The 16,770-nt window shown below is 60.3% G+C and carries 16 protein-coding genes; 8 read left to right on the top strand and 8 right to left on the bottom strand.

Annotated elements, in window-relative coordinates; genetic code table 11:
- Nucleotides 1-68 precede the first annotated feature (68 nt).
- The 5 genes from LC334_RS10825 to LC334_RS10805 form a co-directional block, all read right to left on the bottom strand.
- A complete protein-coding gene (locus tag LC334_RS10825; RefSeq protein WP_085800474.1) occupies nt 69-824 on the bottom strand; it encodes an ABC transporter ATP-binding protein in 756 nt (251 codons plus the stop codon).
- A gap of 17 nt (nt 825-841) precedes the next feature.
- Nucleotides 842-1,597, bottom strand: a complete 756-nt coding sequence (locus LC334_RS10820; protein ID WP_085800475.1) for an ABC transporter ATP-binding protein — start codon at nt 1,595-1,597, stop codon at nt 842-844.
- 12 nt (nt 1,598-1,609) lie between these two features.
- The gene (locus LC334_RS10815) at nt 1,610-2,821 is read right to left on the bottom strand and encodes a branched-chain amino acid ABC transporter permease (protein ID WP_085800476.1); all 1,212 of its coding nucleotides are present in this window, start codon (nt 2,819-2,821) and stop codon (nt 1,610-1,612) included.
- Between the two features lie 3 nt (nt 2,822-2,824).
- Nucleotides 2,825-3,856, bottom strand: coding sequence for a branched-chain amino acid ABC transporter permease (locus tag LC334_RS10810; RefSeq protein ID WP_085800477.1), 1,032 nt, complete (start codon nt 3,854-3,856; stop codon nt 2,825-2,827).
- Between the two features lie 96 nt (nt 3,857-3,952).
- Entirely contained in the window at nt 3,953-5,305 is a 1,353-nt protein-coding gene (locus LC334_RS10805) for a substrate-binding protein (protein WP_085800478.1), read from the bottom strand.
- Between the two features lie 220 nt (nt 5,306-5,525).
- On the opposite strand from LC334_RS10805, the gene LC334_RS10800 reads away from it, so the two are divergent.
- The 5 genes from LC334_RS10800 to LC334_RS10780 all read left to right on the top strand — a co-directional run bounded on the left by LC334_RS10800 (nt 5,526) and on the right by LC334_RS10780 (nt 11,549).
- A complete protein-coding gene (locus LC334_RS10800) occupies nt 5,526-6,821 on the top strand; it encodes a helix-turn-helix transcriptional regulator (protein WP_085800479.1) in 1,296 nt (431 codons plus the stop codon).
- Nucleotides 6,822-6,897: 76 nt separating this feature from the next.
- A complete protein-coding gene (locus LC334_RS10795) occupies nt 6,898-7,266 on the top strand; it encodes a response regulator transcription factor (RefSeq protein ID WP_085800480.1) in 369 nt (122 codons plus the stop codon).
- Entirely contained in the window at nt 7,263-7,598 is a 336-nt protein-coding gene (locus LC334_RS10790; protein ID WP_139836378.1) for a hypothetical protein, read from the top strand. Before LC334_RS10795 ends, LC334_RS10790 begins: the two co-directional genes overlap by 4 nt.
- The gene (locus LC334_RS10785; RefSeq protein WP_085800481.1) at nt 7,599-10,280 is read left to right on the top strand and encodes a sensor histidine kinase; all 2,682 of its coding nucleotides are present in this window, start codon (nt 7,599-7,601) and stop codon (nt 10,278-10,280) included.
- Nucleotides 10,281-10,361: 81 nt separating this feature from the next.
- Nucleotides 10,362-11,549 (top strand): FliM/FliN family flagellar motor switch protein, encoded by a 1,188-nt coding sequence (locus tag LC334_RS10780; RefSeq protein WP_085800482.1) that lies wholly within the window; start codon nt 10,362-10,364, stop codon nt 11,547-11,549.
- 112 nt (nt 11,550-11,661) lie between these two features.
- Here LC334_RS10780 and LC334_RS10775 read toward each other — a convergent pair whose 3' ends face one another.
- A complete protein-coding gene (locus LC334_RS10775) occupies nt 11,662-12,525 on the bottom strand; it encodes an MBL fold metallo-hydrolase (protein WP_085800483.1) in 864 nt (287 codons plus the stop codon).
- A gap of 403 nt (nt 12,526-12,928) precedes the next feature.
- Here LC334_RS10775 and LC334_RS10770 point away from each other — a divergent pair, with 403 nt between their 5' ends.
- Both LC334_RS10770 and LC334_RS10765 read left to right on the top strand, forming a co-directional pair.
- The gene (locus LC334_RS10770) at nt 12,929-13,138 is read left to right on the top strand and encodes a hypothetical protein (protein ID WP_085800484.1); all 210 of its coding nucleotides are present in this window, start codon (nt 12,929-12,931) and stop codon (nt 13,136-13,138) included.
- Nucleotides 13,139-13,228: 90 nt separating this feature from the next.
- The gene (locus tag LC334_RS10765; protein WP_085800485.1) at nt 13,229-15,250 is read left to right on the top strand and encodes an enoyl-CoA hydratase/isomerase family protein; all 2,022 of its coding nucleotides are present in this window, start codon (nt 13,229-13,231) and stop codon (nt 15,248-15,250) included.
- A gap of 3 nt (nt 15,251-15,253) precedes the next feature.
- On the opposite strand, the gene LC334_RS10760 is transcribed toward LC334_RS10765, so the two are convergent.
- On the bottom strand, nt 15,254-15,469 hold the full coding sequence (locus LC334_RS10760) for a hypothetical protein (RefSeq protein WP_085800486.1): 216 nt from the start codon (nt 15,467-15,469) through the stop codon (nt 15,254-15,256).
- Between the two features lie 147 nt (nt 15,470-15,616).
- On the opposite strand from LC334_RS10760, the gene LC334_RS10755 reads away from it, so the two are divergent.
- Nucleotides 15,617-15,874, top strand: coding sequence for a DUF2312 domain-containing protein (locus LC334_RS10755; protein ID WP_085800487.1), 258 nt, complete (start codon nt 15,617-15,619; stop codon nt 15,872-15,874).
- Between the two features lie 6 nt (nt 15,875-15,880).
- Here the strand turns inward: LC334_RS10755 and LC334_RS10750 are convergent, their stop codons facing one another.
- The gene (locus tag LC334_RS10750) at nt 15,881-16,756 is read right to left on the bottom strand and encodes a hypothetical protein (RefSeq protein WP_085800488.1); all 876 of its coding nucleotides are present in this window, start codon (nt 16,754-16,756) and stop codon (nt 15,881-15,883) included.
- Between the last annotated feature and the right edge of the window lie 14 nt (nt 16,757-16,770).

Raw genomic sequence — 16,770 nt, 5'->3', positions numbered from 1 at the left:
TATACAGTTGAATACTGTATGCCCGCGCGGCGCGCTGCAATCAACAGGCCAACACATGGCAATTGGTCTCAGATCGCCAGATATTCGGCGCGCAGTTCCTCGTTTTCAAGCACTTCTGCAGCGGTGCCATCAAAAACGATGCCGCCGGTGTCGAGAATCACGGCGCGATCGGCGAGTTCCAGCGCACGCACGGCGTTCTGTTCCACGATGATTGTGGTGATGCCCTGCTCCTTGATGATGCGCAGGGTCTTTTCGATTTCATCGACGATCACCGGGGCGAGCCCCTCGTAAGGTTCGTCCAGAAGAAGCACCTTGATATCGCGGGCAAGTGCGCGGGCCACCGCCAGCATCTGCTGTTCGCCGCCCGAGAGTGTCACGCCCTCCTGCTTGCGGCGTTCGCGCAGGCGGGGGAAGAGTTCATAGAGTCGGTCGAGCGACCAGCCGATCGGCGGGGCGATCTGGGCGAGTTGCAGGTTTTCCTCGACCGTGAGGCCGGGGATGATACGGCGATCTTCGGGCACCAGGCCGATCCCCGCGACCGAGGCCTCGTGCGAGGCCATCTTGTGCAACGGTTGGTGGTCCAACCAGATCTCACCATGGTTCAGCTGAGGGCTGTCCATCCGCGCAATCGAACGCAGGGTCGTGGTCTTACCCGCGCCGTTGCGCCCCAGAAGCGCGAGAATTTCGCCTTCGTGCACATTAAAGCTGATGTCTTGTACGATATAGCTTTCGCCGTAATAGGATTTCATACCCCAGACCGACAGGAAGGCGGGGGCGGTTTCGGCAACATTCTTGCCTTTGGAGAAGTCGGGTTTGACGTTCATTTTATTGTCCCCCTTACTCATGCCGATTCACCAAGATACGCTTCGCGCACCTTGGGATGGCCTTTGATGTTGTCAGGCGTGTCTTCGACCAGCGGCGTGCCCTGGGCCAGAACGGTGATGCGTTGCGCAAGCGAGAACACCACATGCATATCATGCTCGATGATGGCGATGGTGATGTCGCGCTCATCACTGATCTGCTTCAGCAGGTCGATCGTGTTGTTGGTGTCGGCCCGCGCCATGCCGGCGGTGGGTTCGTCCAGCAACAACAGCCGCGGGTTTTGACTGAGGCACATGCCGATCTCAAGCCGGCGCTTGTTGCCGCGCGACATCGAGGCGGAGTTGTCGTGCCGCTGGTCTGCCATGTTGAGGCTTTCCAGCATGTGCTCGGCCTGTTCGATGATCGTTTTTTCATTCGATGAATTTTCGATCGCGTGCATGCGGAAGGCGCCGTCACGCTTGGCAAAAATCGGGATCATCATATTTTCCAGCACGCTCAGCTCGCCGAAGATCTCGGGCGTCTGGAACACGCGGGAAATGCCCATCTGGCAGATCTCGTAGGGTTTGCGCCCCAGCACCGACTGGCCGTCGAACATGACCGAGCCGGTATCGGGGATAAGCTTGCCGATCAGCACGTTGAGCAGGGTCGATTTGCCCGCGCCGTTGGGGCCGATGATGGCGTGGACGCTGTTTTCCTGAACGCTGAGGTTCACATCCCCCAGGGCCTGCAGACCGCCGAAGCGTTTGTTGACGTTCTTGACTTCAAGAATTCCCATCTGTCCGTCTCCTTATTCCGCAGGGGTGGTGGATTTGGCGGTTTCGTCTTCGGCCGTGTCCGAGGCCTTCTTGCGGGTGAACAGGCGCTTGATGCGCTGTCCGCCTTCGACAAGGCCGCCGGGCAGGAAGATGACGATCAGCATGAACATCACACCCAGGGTCAGGTGCCAGCCCTTGCCCACGAAGGGGTAGATGAGGGTGACCATGAGATCCTCAAGCCCGTCGGGCAGGAAGGAAAACCAGTTGTGCAGGACTGTGCTGTTGATCTTCGAGAAGATGTTCTCGAAATACTTGATCAGGCCAGAACCCAGCACCGGGCCAATGAGCGTGCCCGCGCCGCCAAGGATGGTCATCAGCACCACCTCGCCTGAAGCCGTCCACTGCATCCGTTCGGCACCGGCAAGCGGATCCATCGCCGACAGAAGACCACCGGCCAGACCGGCATACATGCCCGAGATCACGAAGGCTGCCAGCGTGTAGGGACGGGCGTTGAGGCCGGTATAGTTCATCCGCGTGTTGTTCGATTTGATCGCCCGCAGCATCATCCCGAAAGGCGAGCGGAAGATGCGGATCGACAGGTAAAACATCACGATCATGATGATGGCACAGAGGTAATATCCGGCGTTGAACTGAAATTCCCAACCGCCGATCTGCAGCTTCTCGGTTGCGCGCATCGAAAGGCCGAAGAGATGCGGTAGGTCTGGTGCGCTGGCGGAATGGAAAATCTGAGGATCGTCGGCATAGACCTGCAGGCCGGTTTCGCCGTTGGTCAGGTTGAACTTGGGGTTCGACAGGACCGAATAGGCCAGCGCAAAGGACATCTGGGCAAAGGCCAGCGTCAGGATCGAGAAATAGATCCCCGAGCGGCGCAGGCTGACGATGCCGATCAGATACGCGAAGATGCCCGAGGTGAGGACGCTGAGTAAAATGCCCGGCAGGACGTTATAGCCCAGCAGCTTGAACATCCAGACGCAGGAGTAGGAGCCCACCCCGAGAAAGGCAGCGTGGCCGAAGCTGAGATAGCCGGTCAGGCCGAAGAGGATGTTGAACCCGATGGCGAAGATGCCGAAGATCACGAATTTCTGCATCAGGTCCGGATAGCCCGCATTGAATTGCGCCATGCCGGAACTGCTGGGGAAAGGGTTGAGGATGAAAGGTGCCAGCAACGCCAGGGCGACGACGATGAGCAGCAGGTTGAAGTCTTTCTTGGTCAGTCCGAGCATGGCTTAATCCTCCATCACGCCTTTTTTGCCCATCAGGCCCCGCGGACGCGTCAGCAGGATGATAATGGCAACAAGGTAGATTATGATCTGGTTGATGCCTGGGATGGTGGTGGTGGCCCAGGTGGTGGAGGCGAAACTTTCGAGAATACCCAACAGGAAGCCGGCCGCGACGGCACCGGGCAAAGAGCCCATGCCGCCGACAACCACAACCACGAAACTCAGTACAAGAAAGTCCATGCCCATGTGATAGTTGGGCGGGTTGATCGGTGTGTACATCACGCCTGCAAGCCCTGCGACCGCCGCGGCGATGCCGAACATGATGGTAAAGCGCTTGTCGATGTCGATACCCAGAAGGCCGACGGTTTCGCGATCCGCCATTCCCGCCCGCACCACCATGCCGAAGGTGGTGAACTGCAGGAAGGCAAACACTGCACCGATGATCAGGGCTGCAAAGCAGAAATAGATCAGCCGCCAGTAGGGATAGATGATGACATTGGGGTCAAAGCCGAACAGGGCTCCGAAATCCGCCGCGCCCTTCAGGGCGTCGGGCGCCGGGGTCGGGATCGGGTTGGCGCCGTAGAAATACTTGATGATTTCCTGCAGCACGATGGCCAGGCCAAAGGTCACCAGGATCTGGTCGGCATGGGGGCGTTTATAGAAATGCTTGATCAGCCCGCGTTCCATGATGAAGCCGACGGCGATCATCACCGGGATCGCAAAGAAGATTGCCAGCGGCACCGACCAGTCGATGATCAGGCTACCGGTCTCGGGTCCGAACCAGTTATGGACGTAAGGGGTTTCGACCTTCAACGGATTGCCGAGAAAGTCTTTCTGGGTCTCGTCGATCGTGATCGTGCTGAGGCTCAGAATGCGCTGCAGGAAGACCGCGCAGAAGGCGCCGATCATGAAGAGCGCCCCGTGGGCGAAATTCACCACGCCGAGCGTGCCGAAGATCAGGGTCAGTCCGAGGGCGATCAGCGCATAGGCCGAGCCCTTGTCGAGACCGTTGAGTGTCTGAAGGATGATTGCGTCCATTGTTCCCACCCGTGGGTTAAGAAATGTGGCTAATGTACCGGATAAGGGTGTAAAGACCCGGCCGCCCGTTGGGCGGGCGACCGGGGTACAAGGGCTTTAGGCGCCCGGGTTGCATTCGCCGAGCGTTGCCTCGTCACCGCCGAACATCGGGTGGTTCGGGGCATAGGTGACCTGTTCGACCGGGGTGATCTCGACGATCTCCAGCGTGTCGTAGGCGGATGTCGGGTTCTGCGCACCGCGCACAACAAGAACGTCCTTGAAGCACTGGTGATCTTCGGCACGGTAGAGCGTTTTACCGTTGCCCAGCCCGTCGAATTCGAAGCCTTCCAGGGCCTCGACCACACCACAGGGGTTGAAGGTTCCGGCACGTTCGCAGGCATCGGCATAGAGCAGCACTTGCGCGTAGCAGGTCTGAGCCGAGTTTGATGGCGGTTTGCCGTATTTCTCGCCGAATGATTTGACGAACTGCTTGGAACCTTCGTTCTCAAGCTGCCAGTTGTAGTTCATCGACCCCAGAACGCCCTTGATGTTTTCGCCCGCACCTGCGGCCATCAGCTCCGAGTAGAGCGGCACGACGATCTTGAAGTCCTTGCCGTTCACCTGCTTGTTGAGCAGATCGAACTGGATCGCGTTCGACAGCGAGTTCACCATGTTGCCGCCATAGTGGTTCAGGACCAGCACGTCGGCACCCGAGTTCAGAACCGGGGTGATGTAGGACGAAAAGTCGGTCGATGCCAGCGGGGTCTTGACCGTGTTGACGGTTTCCCAGCCCAGAGCCTCGGTCGAGGCCACGATCGATTCTTCCTGGGTCCAGCCCCAGTTGTAGTCGGCGGTCAGGTGATAGGCGCGGCGGTCCGTGCCCATTTCGTTGGCCAGCACCGGTGCCAGTGCGGCACCCGACATGTAGGCGTTGAAGAAATGGCGGAAACCATTAGCTTTCTTGTCCTTGCCGGTCGTGTCATTGGCATGGGTCAGGCCCGCCATGAAAATCACGCCCGCTTCCTGACACAGGCCCTGCACGGCCACGGCCACGCCCGAGCTTGAGCCACCATTGATCATGATGGCGCCGTCTTTTTCGATCATCGACTTGGCCGAGGCGCGCGCGGCGTCGGACTTGGTCTGGGTGTCGCCGGTGACAAAGGTGACCTTCTTGCCCAGGATGCCGTTCCCTTTCAGCGCTTTCGAGGTGAAGGTGTTGAGGCACCCGCCGTCGCCTTCGCCATTGAGATGCTCGACCGCAAGCTGCTGTGCCAGAAGCTCGTCGCTGCCTTCATCGGCATAGGGGCCGGTTTGCGGCACGTTGAAGCCCAGTGTGACCGTGTCGCCCTGCGGCGCGTTGGTAAAGCCCGCATGAGCAGCTGCGCGCAGATAGGTCGGCAGCATCAGACCGCCGCCGGCGATGGCGCTGGTCTTTAGCAGTCCCCGACGTGTCAGGTTAGATTTGGACATTGATATCCTCCCGTTAAGAAATTCGTGGGGAGGGCCTCCTCTGCGCCTCCCCCGATGGCACAGTTGTGCAAACGGATTATCGCCTGAGGAGAGAAAATTTCGCAACAAATGCTTTTGCTAAAACAATATTTTTGTAAAAAAATGAACAATTTATACCCAGCCTTTGTAAAAAAGTTTATAGTACTCAGGAGAAGTGACCTGAATCGTTGGGAAAATCGGGATGGCGGAAAGCTCGATCATCGGCACCAGAATTCGCGAGAGGCGGGTGCGGCAAGGGATCAAGCAATCCGCCCTTGCCGCGCAGGTCGGGATTTCGCCCTCTTACCTGAACCTGATCGAGCATAACCGGCGCAGGATCGGAGGCAAAATTCTGAATCAGCTGGCCGAGGCGCTGGAGGTGGAGCCATCGCAATTGTCGGAAGGTGCGCAGGCGGCGCTGATCGCCAGCCTTAACGAAGCCCGGGCGGGGCGGGCAGTCACGCGCGCCCGGGCCGAAGAGTTTGCCGGGCGGTTTCCCGGCTGGGCGCAGCTTCTGGTCGATCTACACAATCAGAACACCACGCTTGAGCAGAGCGTGCGCACGCTGACAAACCGGCTGGCGCATGATCCGCATCTGGCGGCGTCGCTGCATGACGTGATCTCAACGGTGACGGCGATCCGGTCCACGGCCTCGATCCTGGTCGAGACCAAGGAGCTTGAACCGGAATGGCAGGGCCGGTTTCACCGTAACATCAACGAAGACAGCAGGCGGCTGGCGGAGGGCGCGGAAAACCTGGTGCGTTATCTGGAAGCCGCACCCGATACCGAGGCGGAGATAAAATCACCACAGGATGAGCTGCATGCCTATCTGGCCGAGAAGGGATTTCACTTTCCCGCACTCGAAGGTGATGCCAGCGAAGCGGCGGTGGAGGTGGTGTTGGATGCGGCACAAGGCATCGAATCCGAGGCGGCGCGGCAGCTGACGCGGGGCGTTTTGCAACAATATCGCGCGGATGCCGCGTGTCTGCCTCTGAAGCCGGTGCTGGAGGCGGTCGCCCGGGTCGGGCTGGAACCTGATCTGCTGGCGGCCGAGCTTGATGCTGACATGCCGACGCTTTTCCGGCGGCTGGCGATGCTGCCAGAGGTCGAGATCGGGCCGGTAGGATTGGCTATCTGCGACGGTGCAGGGGCGTTGATCTTTCGCAAGCCCCTGCCGGAATTTTCCATGCCGCCGGTGGGCAGCGCCTGTAGCCTGTGGCCGCTTTATCAGGTGCTGGCGCAGCCGCAGGTGCCGGTTCAGGTGCTGGTACGGCAGGTCGGGCGTGACGCGCAGGTGGCACGCGCGCTGGCGGTGACGGAACAGGTGCACCCGGCGGGGTTCGGGACACCGGCGCTGATGCGGGCGCATATGCTGATGTTGCCGGTTGCCGGTGCCGCGCAGGGCGGTGCCCGGGATGTAGGCGTTACCTGTCGGATCTGCCCGCTGGCGAATTGCGTGGCGCGGCGCGAGCCGTCGATCATCACAGGTGGGTTTTGACAGTTGCGGCATCTGCGGGGATAGTTGCCCGGGCGCGGGCAGGTAAAGAATTGATCGGAAAGGGGAGGCCGATTGAATGGGTAAGCAGGTATTACTGATCGAGGACGAGCCGAACATCATCGAGGCGATCCGGTTTATCCTGTCACGCGATGGCTGGGACGTGCGGACGCATTCAAATGGTCTCGATGCCTTTGAGGCGGCGCGGGCGCGATTACCCGACGTGATCATCCTGGACGTGATGCTGCCGGGCAAAAGCGGTTTTGACATTCTGGCCGAGATCCGGGCCGATGCGGCGCTGGCCGATACGCCGGTGCTGATGCTGACCGCGCGCGGCCAGAAGAAGGACCGCGAAATGGCCGAGCGCGCCGGCGCCAGCCATTACATGACCAAACCGTTTTCCAATGCCGAGATCCTGGAAACCGTCCGCCAGATGGTGGTGCCATGAGTGCGGCGCCAAAACCCGGCCCCGGCCCGGTTTTCGTCGAGCGTCGGGCCTATCGGCGGCGCCGACTGGTGGATGCGGCCCGGCTGTTGCCGATCCTGGGCGTGGCGCTGGTCTGTCTGCCGCTGCTCTGGACCGGGGAGCGCGAGCAGCCGATGTCGACCACCTATGCGATGATCTATTTCTTCGGTCTCTGGCTGGCGTTGGTGATCGGCGCGGCGCTGCTGTCGCGCTATCTGAAGGCGACGCCCGAACCCGGCGATGCCGCGGACGGGGCGACCCCGTCAGAAAACTCTGTCGCCGGGTCTGCGAACGGACCCGCCGGGGGGGCGTAGATGGCGACGCTCAACATCCTCGTTCTGGTCTGTCTGAGCTATGTGGCGCTGCTGTTTGCGGTGGCCTTTGCTGCGGATCGCGCGGCGCTGCGGGGGCGCGGCACCTGGTTGCGGTCCCCGCTGGTTTACACGTTGTCGCTGTCGATCTATTGCACCGCCTGGACCTTCTATGGCGCGGTCGGCTTTGCCGCCCGATCGGGGCTGGAATTTCTGACCATCTACCTGGGGCCGACGCTGGTGGTGATCGGCTGGTGGTGGGCGCTGCGCAAGATGGTGCGCGTCGGGCGCAGCCAGCGCATCACCTCGATCGCCGATCTGATCAGCTCGCGCTATGGCAAGTCCAACACGCTGGCGGTGTTTGTCACCGTGCTGGCGGTGGTTGGCACCACACCCTATATTGCCTTGCAATTACAGTCTGTTACCTTTTCTTTCGCCGCCTTTGCCGAAACCGGGCCGGGGACCGGGCAGGCGTTGAACCGGGATGTGACGGCGTTCTGGCTGGCGCTGGGTCTGGCGCTGTTCACCATCCTTTTCGGCACCCGTAACCTGGACGCGAACGAGCGCCATCACGGCGTGGTCATGGCCATCGCGCTGGAAGCGGTGGTCAAGCTGTTTGCGCTGCTGGCGGTGGGCGTCTTTGTGGTCTGGGGCCTGTCGGGCGGTGTCAGCGAAACCCTGGCGCGGATTGATGCGTCGAAGATCGCCACATGGGATGTCTCGGCCAGCCGCTGGGTTGGCGTGACGGCTTTGTCGGCGGCGGCGTTTCTGTGCCTGCCACGGATGTTTCAGGTGATGGTGGTTGAAAACGAGGATGAGGACCATCTGCGCACCGCCGCCTGGGCGTTTCCTGCCTATTTGATGCTGATGAGCCTTTTCGTGGTGCCGATCGCGGTGGTGGGACTTGATTTGCTGGAAGGAACCAACCCCGACCTTTTCGTGCTCAGCCTGCCGCTGTCGCAGGGGCAGGACGGGTTGGCGATTCTGGCGTTTCTGGGCGGGTTTTCCTCGGCCACGTCGATGGTGATCGTGGCGGCGATTGCGCTGAGCACCATGGTATCGAACCACATAGTGATGCCGATCTGGCTGAACATGACCGGCGGCAGCGCGGTGATATCCGGGGATGTGCGGCAGGTGGCGCTGCTGGCGCGGCGATTGTCGATCGCGGGCGTGGTTTTTCTGGGCTACCTCTACTTCACTATATCCGGTGGCGGTACGGCGCTTGCCAAGATCGGGCTGGTATCTTTCGCTGGTGTTGCGCAGTTCCTGCCTGCGCTTCTGGGCGGGCTGTTCTGGCGGGGGGCAACGCGAATGGGCGCGATGACCGGGCTGGCCATCGGGTCCGTGGTCTGGCTTTACAGCCTCTTTCTGCCCAGTTTTGGCCCAGCGGTGATCTTGTCGGAAGGGATCATGCAGCAGGGTCTGCTGGGACTGAGCTGGCTCAGACCGCAGGCGCTTTTCGGCTCCGAGGGAATGGATCCGCTGGTGCATGCCGTAATGTGGTCGATGCTGCTGAATACCGCCGGGTTTGTGCTGGTCTCGTTGCTGAGTTTTCCCAAACCGATTGAGCGGTTGCAGGGCGCGCAATTCGTCAATGTCTATGAGCATTCGCCGACCAGTGGCGGCTGGACCGGCGGGTTGGCGCAGACCGAGGATTTGCTGATCATGGCGCAGCGGATCATGGGCCCGACGCAGGCGCAGACCTTCTTTGCCGGGGCCGCCGGGGGGCAGGGGATCGGTGGCTATCTACCCGAGCCGAGCCCCGACTTCCTGCAGGCGCTGGAGCGTGAATTGTCAGGCTCCGTGGGCGCGGCAGCGGCGCATGCGATGGTCGGGCAGATTGTGGGGGGCGCGAGCGTATCGGTCGAGGACCTGATGGCGGTCGCGGATGAGACCGCGCAGATTATGGAATATTCCAGCAAGCTTGAGGCAAAATCGGCGGAACTGACCCGCACCGCGCGTAAATTGCGCGAGGCGAACGACAAGCTGACGCAGTTGTCGCGGCAGAAAGATGCGTTCCTCAGCCAGGTCAGTCATGAGTTGCGCACGCCGATGACCTCGATCCGGGCCTTCTCCGAGATTTTACGTGATACCAAGGGATTGAAAGCCGGTGAGGCAGGAAAATATGCCTCTGTCATCCATGACGAAGCGATCCGGCTGACTCGGCTTCTGGATGATCTGCTGGATCTGAGTGTACTTGAGAACGGGCAGGTGAACCTGAATGTGCAATCCGGCACACTCGCGGATTTGCTGGATCGGGCTGCCGCCGCAGCGGGCGGGGAGGCGGCGACGCTGAAGATCCGGCGGCGGCGCGGGGATGAGGACATCATATTATCCACCGACCTCGACAGGCTGGCGCAGGTCTTCATCAACCTCATCGCCAATGCCCGTAAGTACTGCGATGCGGCGCAGCCGGTCCTGACCATCGAAACCCGGATGTCGGGCGAGACCCTGCTGGTCGATTTCACCGATAACGGCTCGGGTATTCCGGTCGATAAGCAAGATGTGATCTTTGAGAAATTTTCGCGCATTGGTGACACCAAGGCCGGTGGTGCCGGGCTGGGGCTTGCGATCTGTCGCGAGATCATGGCGCGGCTGGGCGGTCAGGTCACCTATCTGCCGGGGCAACAGGGCGCCGCCTTTCGTGTCAGCCTGCCGCTTGAACAGCGTGTGGCGGCGCAATAATTCAGCGATTTAAAGAACTTCGTAACCATCTCTGAATTAGGGTCGTGCCCACGGCCCCGATAGTGGGTAGCGGCGGAACGCATGGGTATCGACGAAAAAAAATCTATCATACATCGCAAGGCGAAGGGCGGCCGCGACGAATTTGACGCACGCGTTATGTCCTCCGCCAAGTCATTGCGGTTGTCGTTGGCGAAGGTGGCCGACAAGATGTTTGGGCTGGCAGTGACCGTCACAACCGTCGAGCAGGTGAAGCTGTCACATCAGGATGTGAAGACGGAAGCGGGTGATGACGGGTTGCTGCTGCTGCTGGACGGCCCTGTAGGCGCGCGTGGCGCGGTGGCGGTCGATACACAGGTTCTGACCGCGTTGATCGAAGTGCAGACAACCGGCGGCGTGCGGCAGGGCGACTCTCCCTCCCGTCCGGTTACGCGCACCGATGCAGCGATTGTGGCGCCGTTCATGGACGCGGTTCTGCGCCGCTACGATACGCAGCTGACCGAGGCTGATCCGGATCATGTGGAGGAAAACTATCGCTTCGGCGACATGATCGAAGATGCCCGAACGCTGGCGCTGGCGCTGGAGGCGCCGGAATACGACCTCTATCGGTTGACGCTTGATATCGAAGAGGGAGCAAAGACAGGCATTCTGAAGCTGTTGCTGCCACATCGCGAGATTGTCCAGATGGCGGCCCGGTCCGGTGACAGGAAATCCGACAACAGCGGCGGTCTGGAAAAGCACCTGCTCGAGGCGCAGGTGGTGATGGATGCCGTTCTGACACGGCTCAGGCTACCGCTTAATGAAATTTGCGCATTGCGCCCGGGTATGACAATCCCGCTGGATGCCGGCGCTCTGTCCAAGACGCAGCTGGTGGTCAGCGGTGGGCATGTTGCGGCCAAAGCCAAGATGGGGCAGGTGAACGGCATGCGCGCCGTCCGGTTGCTGGCGCCCGCAACGACCGAGACCTTGCCGGAGACGGGGCCATCGGGGCGCCTGCTTAAAGCGGACCGATCCACACATAATACAGCGATGCAGGATGACGTAGTCGATGGAGTGGCCCATCCTGCTGAGGAGGCGCCAGTGTCGAGTGGTCCGGGTAGCGCAATGACAGATACATCCCCGCCGCCCGGAGGCGCGAAGCCAGATGAACTGGGTAACACCGAGGCCGATCAAGCTGGCGCAGGTGATGCAGGAGAGCTGAGTGCTGAGGAGCTGGCGCTGGCTGCCAACGCCCTTCAGGCATCCGTGCGGGACGAGCGGGAAAATGCCTGATACCAGGACGTTCAGGCAGCTTTGATCGCGGGCTATCTGATGTTGCAACGATCTGACGCGCGGGTTGTACAGGGCACGGTGGCCAGGTGTTGCGCGGTTTAGGTTGACGCCGTCATAGTTTGTTTATCGGCACTTTCAGGAATACATCGCCATTTTCGTCGGCAGAGGGCATCTTGCCCGCGCGCATGTTCACCTGAAGCGACGGGATAATCAACTTAGGCATGGGCAGCGTCGCATCGCGGCTGTCGCGCATTTCCACGAATGCTTCGCAGGTGGTATTGCCGCCGACATGCACATTGCGGGCCTTTTGTTCTGCCACGGTTGTTTCCCATGCAAATTCATCCCGGCCGGGGGCCTTGTAATCATGCCCGACAAAAATCCGCGTTTCGTCGGGTAACGACAGGATTTTCTGGATCGAGTTGTACAGCATTTCGGGCGAGCCGCCTGGAAAATCGCAGCGGGCGGTACCGAAATCCGGCATGAAGAGCGTATCGCCAACAAAGGCCGCGTCGCCGATCACATAGGTCAGGCAGGCGGGCGTGTGGCCGGGGGTATGCAACACGTCACCGCGCATCTGGCCGATATGAAAACTGTCGCCTTCGACAAAAAGCCGGTCGAATTGGGAGCCGTCGCGCTGAAACTCGGTGCCTTCATTGAAGACCTTGCCGAACGTGTCCTGAATGACGCGAATCCGGTCGCCAATACCGATTTTTCCGCCAAGTCTTTCCTGGATATAAGGGGCGGCCGACAGATGATCCGCGTGGACGTGACTTTCAAGTAGCCACTGTGCCTCGTATCCTTCGGCGTTTATGAAATCGATGATCCGATCGGCGGATCGGGTATCCGTACGGCCCGAGGCATAGTCGAAATCCAGTACGGTGTCGATTACGGCGCAGGCGCTGCCGGTCGGATCGCGGACCACGTAGGAAATCGTATTGGTGGCTTCGTCGAAAAATGCCGTCACGTCGGGTGACATGCGCTTCTCCTGCGGTGGGGTTGTGGGACAGTTTATGAACCAAGAGTGAAGCAGGCGGGTTGATCTGTGTCAAGGTAACACGGCAGCCGCTGGGCCAAGCTGCTTGGGTGAGTAAGAGCACGGTAAGATCACATCCGGATGTTGCGCTACACTCGTCGTTGATCAGGAAGACGTACATGTAGCCACAACGGGAGCGGGCACGAAGCAGATGGCAATGCGCCGCTTGACAGGCTGTTTATTGCCAACGCCCTCGTTGCTCCAATTGACACAAATATGTCAAAATGCCCATGTAGTAGTCGTTTACAAAGTATTAATGGTTCGGTGCTTAGCTCGCTGGATTGTCCGACTGGTAAATCGCGGAAAATCACGTTATAGTTGTATCAATGGCCTGGGAGATACTTACATGAAAAATTTAGATTCGCGGCTTGATCTGTTGATACACAAGATCAAGCAGGAAAGTCCGAGTGCCCGGTTTCGGCTGCAACCTCAACTGGGGCGGCTGATAAATGAGTTCGCGGCGCAGGGGACCAAGGTGGAGCGCGACATAAAACTGCTGAACGAAGAGCTGCAGAACGAGGCGATCGAGGCCCAGTTCGACAATATGCCTGTCTGACCAGGCGCCGCCCGGCGCTTGCGTACCCCTGAAATCTTCGTAGTAATTGTACTATGGGGATCAATTAGAGATATCGGGGAGGGGCAGGCGATGGCGGAGTTGCGTCAGGAACGGCAGGAAAATGTCGCGATCCTCACCCTGGACAGGCCCGTCGCAAATGCCCTTGTTCCATCGTTGCGGGCCGAACTGGCAGAGGCGCTTGAGGCCGCTCTGAGCGATGCGGATGTGCAGGCGATCGTGCTACGCAGCGCAGGCGCGGATTTTTCAATCGGCCTTGACCTTACGGAATATGATGCGCCGGCGCAGTCGCCACAGATCGGTGATCTTTGCCTGCAGATCGAAAATTCGCCGAAACCCGTGATCGCCGCGCTGCATGGGACGGTGGCGGGTGCAGGGTTCGAGCTTGCGCTGGCGGCGCATTTGCGGATTGCCGCTGAGGGTACGCGCGTTGGGCTGCCTGAAATCAGCCTGGGCCTTATACCGAGTGGCGGTGCGACGCAGCGGTTGCCGCGTATGGTGGGAGGACAGGTGGCACTGGACCTGATGTTGTCGGGGCAGCTTGTTGGCGTGTCCGACCCGCGGATCGACATGATCATCGACAAGGTCGTGCTAGGCCCGCCGCGCGAGGCGGCGGTGGTTGTCGCGCAGGAGGTAGCCGCGTCAGGTGAGTGGGTGCGGGCGCAGGACCGCTTTGCCGGCCTGTCGGACCCTCTAGCCTATCAGCGGTCGGCGGCCGGGATCACCGCTAATTTGCGCAATAAAAACAGTGCCGAGGCCGATATCGTGCATTGCGTCGAAGCGGCACAGTTGCTGCCCTACGCGCGCGGTCTCGAACTGGAGCGCACCCTTTATGGCGAACGCCTCAAGACGCCCGACGCCCGCGCACGCCGGCACATTTGTGTGGCCGAGCGTCGTGCGATGATCATGGCGGAAAGGGCAACCGGGCGCGCCAATGTGGTGAGCGATGTGTTGATCCCGGGAACAGGCGCGCTTGTGACAGAACTGTCGGTGGCCTGCCTCAATGCCGGGCTGAATGTCATGCTGTTGGCGCAAGATGTGGCCGAGACAGATGCGCTCAGGGAACGGATCCGGGGCATCTACGACGGCGCCGTAACGCGCGGGGTTCTGGTGGCGGAGGCGCGCGATGCTTTGCTGACAAGGCTTTCCGGCGCCTGGCCCGCGGATGCACTGGCGCGCACCCAGTTGGTGTTGGACACGCACCAGATTGATCTGCAGCGCTATCTTCACAATCTGAACCCGCTGGCAATCTGGGCGTCGGTGACGGATGGAGGTGCCCTGCCACAGACTGCCCCGCCGGGACTTGAGGGGCGGCACATGGTGTTGCGGGTATACCGTCCCGCGTCGAGCGCCAAGCTGGTAGAACTAGGCGTGCCGTCGGGGACTGCTGCCGATAGCGTCGTAACCCTGGCTCAGCTATTCACCGGGATGGACCGGCAGGTGATCCGTTGTGAACATGTCGACGGCATGGTTGGCAGTAACATGTCTGCTGCATTCTGCGCGGCGGCGCTGACATTGGTGCGGGCCGGGGCCAATCCTTATCGGATCGATGCCGGAGCCGAAGCATTAGGTTTCGTGAAAGGGCCGTTCCATCTGATGGATCGCGAAGGGTTGGCCGATGTGGCAAAACGGCTGGCTGGTCGCGATGCTGTCACACCCGCGGTAATGGCGGTGCTGGAGAGCCGGATCGCTGCCGGAGCAACCGGTCGGGCGGCAGGGCGGGGTTTTTATCACTATGATGACGCGGGCGCCCACCCTGACCCAGATCTGCCAAAGACCGCAGGCGAGGCAGCAAGCTGGACAGAGGCAGAACTTGGCGCGGCGCTTGAGGCTGCCCTGGTGAATGAAGCCGCGCGGCTGCTACGGTTGAAGGTTGTTCAGCGCGCCTCGGATATCGATCTGGTGGTGGTTGTCGGTTTTGGGTTTGAACGGGCGAAGGGCGGGCCCCTTTTCCAGGCCGATCTGAAAGGGCTTCTGGGGGTGATCAGGGAGATGCAGCGATGTGCCCCGCTATCGGAGCCGTTGTGGCGGCCGGAGCCGATGATCGAGGATATGGTCAAGAACGGCACGGGTTTCTTTGGTCGGCCAACCTGAGCGTTACGAGAGCAAAACCCCCACGACCACCAGCATCAGCCCGGTCATGGACAGAAACAGTGCACCGGTGTTGAGCGGTACCACCTTCTGAAGCTTCTGTCGCAGCGCTTCATCGTCAAGCCCGGCCTTGCGCGCCTTCCAGACCGTAGCGATACACCAGACAAGTCCGACCAGACCAAGCAGCGACACGAAGGTGCCGAGCCAAACAAGTGCTTCCATCCTCTTAGTCCTCTGCCGCTACCGTGAATGCGATTTGCGCCTACTGGATGTGGACGCTGACTGCAAGTGGCTCGGCAGCCAGTTTGCATCTTGCAGGGCTCGGACGCGGGCGCTACTCAGGGGCCTCATTCCGAGTGGAGGCAGGCAATGAATGATATGACATCAGACGCGACATACCGGGTAACAGCGGACGAGCTGCGCCAGTTCATCGAACGGTTCGAGCGGCTGGAAGCAGAGAAGAAGGACATTGCCGAGCAGCAGAAAGAGGTGATGGCCGAAGCCAAGTCGCGCGGTTACGATACCAAGGTTCTGCGCAAGGTCGTTGCTCTGCGCAAGCGCGACAAGGACGATATCGCCGAGGAAGAGGCGGTGCTGGAGATGTACAAGGAAGCGCTCGGGATGTAAGGGCGGTCAGGGCGTTATCAGATTGATGCCCGGAATGCGCTGTATGGCAAACAGATCTTCGTCGTAAAGCTCGGTCAGGTGCGCGACCAGTTGCTCGGTCCAGCCGGGCACATCAAGTTCCTCTTCGATCGCGGAATCGTCGGCAAACTTGTCCAGAAAGGCAGCGATAACCCTGCGCTTCTGAATTTCGGTCATGCCTGAATGCGATGCGATATAGGCCTCGAAACGCTGCATGCCGGGCCGGGTCATGATATCGCCGAGCAGAGCGAATTCGCCGTCCAGCGCCACGGTGGCATCCAGTCCGGCCATTTCACGCATGATCTCCGCCCAGATCAGGGGGGTGTCTTCGTTGCACCAGATGGTGATTGGAAGATTCGGATAGGCGTCCCGCAACCGATGGATCAGGTTTGACCAGCAGAACTCGGCCGGTTCGGTCCCGCGAAGAAATTCGGCCATGGCTGTGAAATTGGCCGCATCAAACACCGCAGGCAAAAAAGAGGCGGGGTTGCGGATAGCAAAGAAGAATTCGAGCTGATCATGCGGAAACATCTGGTGGAAATAACCCAGCCGCGCCTCGGCCGACGGGTAGAAACGACCACCGCCCGCGGACATCCGGGGGGTGCCAAAAAAGCCGGGCCCGGAAAGGATCAGCCGCTCCGGCTCCTGTTCGGGAGAGACCGCGTTCATCACGACGTCGCGAGCATCTTCACCAACTGACGTTTCTGCAGCGTCGCGCAACAGCTTGCGTATCAGGTTGCGATAGCTTGCGGGATTGGGGGCATGCGTACCCCACTGCGCCAGCACCTCACTGTTTTTTATCAGGTTGGCGACAAGCTTGCCTTCATCCGTCATATGCGCGCCAGTGTGTAGAACGACCTGCATCCGTGCCCCTGATC

The sequence above is a fragment of the Roseovarius aestuarii genome, from assembly GCF_019966515.1.
GTDB lineage: Bacteria > Pseudomonadota > Alphaproteobacteria > Rhodobacterales > Rhodobacteraceae > Roseovarius > Roseovarius aestuarii.
The sequence above is the reverse complement of the archived record's forward strand: the minus strand, read 5'-3'. Positions and strand labels throughout refer to the sequence as shown.

Excerpts from the sequence above, each read along its gene's own strand:
- LC334_RS10765 (WP_085800485.1), top strand. The coding sequence starts at position 13,229 with ATGGCGGAGTTGCGTCAGGAACGGCAGGAAAATGTCGCGATCCTCACC.
- LC334_RS10810 (WP_085800477.1), bottom strand. The coding sequence starts at position 3,856 with ATGGACGCAATCATCCTTCAGACACTCAACGGTCTCGACAAGGGCTCG.
- LC334_RS10800 (WP_085800479.1), top strand. The coding sequence starts at position 5,526 with ATGGCGGAAAGCTCGATCATCGGCACCAGAATTCGCGAGAGGCGGGTG.
- LC334_RS10755 (WP_085800487.1), top strand. The coding sequence starts at position 15,617 with ATGAATGATATGACATCAGACGCGACATACCGGGTAACAGCGGACGAG.
- LC334_RS10775 (WP_085800483.1), bottom strand. The coding sequence starts at position 12,525 with ATGTCACCCGACGTGACGGCATTTTTCGACGAAGCCACCAATACGATT.
- LC334_RS10770 (WP_085800484.1), top strand. The coding sequence starts at position 12,929 with ATGAAAAATTTAGATTCGCGGCTTGATCTGTTGATACACAAGATCAAG.
- LC334_RS10780 (WP_085800482.1), top strand. The coding sequence starts at position 10,362 with ATGGGTATCGACGAAAAAAAATCTATCATACATCGCAAGGCGAAGGGC.
- LC334_RS10760 (WP_085800486.1), bottom strand. The coding sequence starts at position 15,469 with ATGGAAGCACTTGTTTGGCTCGGCACCTTCGTGTCGCTGCTTGGTCTG.
- LC334_RS10820 (WP_085800475.1), bottom strand. The coding sequence starts at position 1,597 with ATGGGAATTCTTGAAGTCAAGAACGTCAACAAACGCTTCGGCGGTCTG.
- LC334_RS10750 (WP_085800488.1), bottom strand. The coding sequence starts at position 16,756 with ATGCAGGTCGTTCTACACACTGGCGCGCATATGACGGATGAAGGCAAG.
- LC334_RS10790 (WP_139836378.1), top strand. The coding sequence starts at position 7,263 with ATGAGTGCGGCGCCAAAACCCGGCCCCGGCCCGGTTTTCGTCGAGCGT.
- LC334_RS10785 (WP_085800481.1), top strand. The coding sequence starts at position 7,599 with ATGGCGACGCTCAACATCCTCGTTCTGGTCTGTCTGAGCTATGTGGCG.
- LC334_RS10795 (WP_085800480.1), top strand. The coding sequence starts at position 6,898 with ATGGGTAAGCAGGTATTACTGATCGAGGACGAGCCGAACATCATCGAG.
- LC334_RS10825 (WP_085800474.1), bottom strand. The coding sequence starts at position 824 with ATGAACGTCAAACCCGACTTCTCCAAAGGCAAGAATGTTGCCGAAACC.
- LC334_RS10815 (WP_085800476.1), bottom strand. The coding sequence starts at position 2,821 with ATGCTCGGACTGACCAAGAAAGACTTCAACCTGCTGCTCATCGTCGTC.
- LC334_RS10805 (WP_085800478.1), bottom strand. The coding sequence starts at position 5,305 with ATGTCCAAATCTAACCTGACACGTCGGGGACTGCTAAAGACCAGCGCC.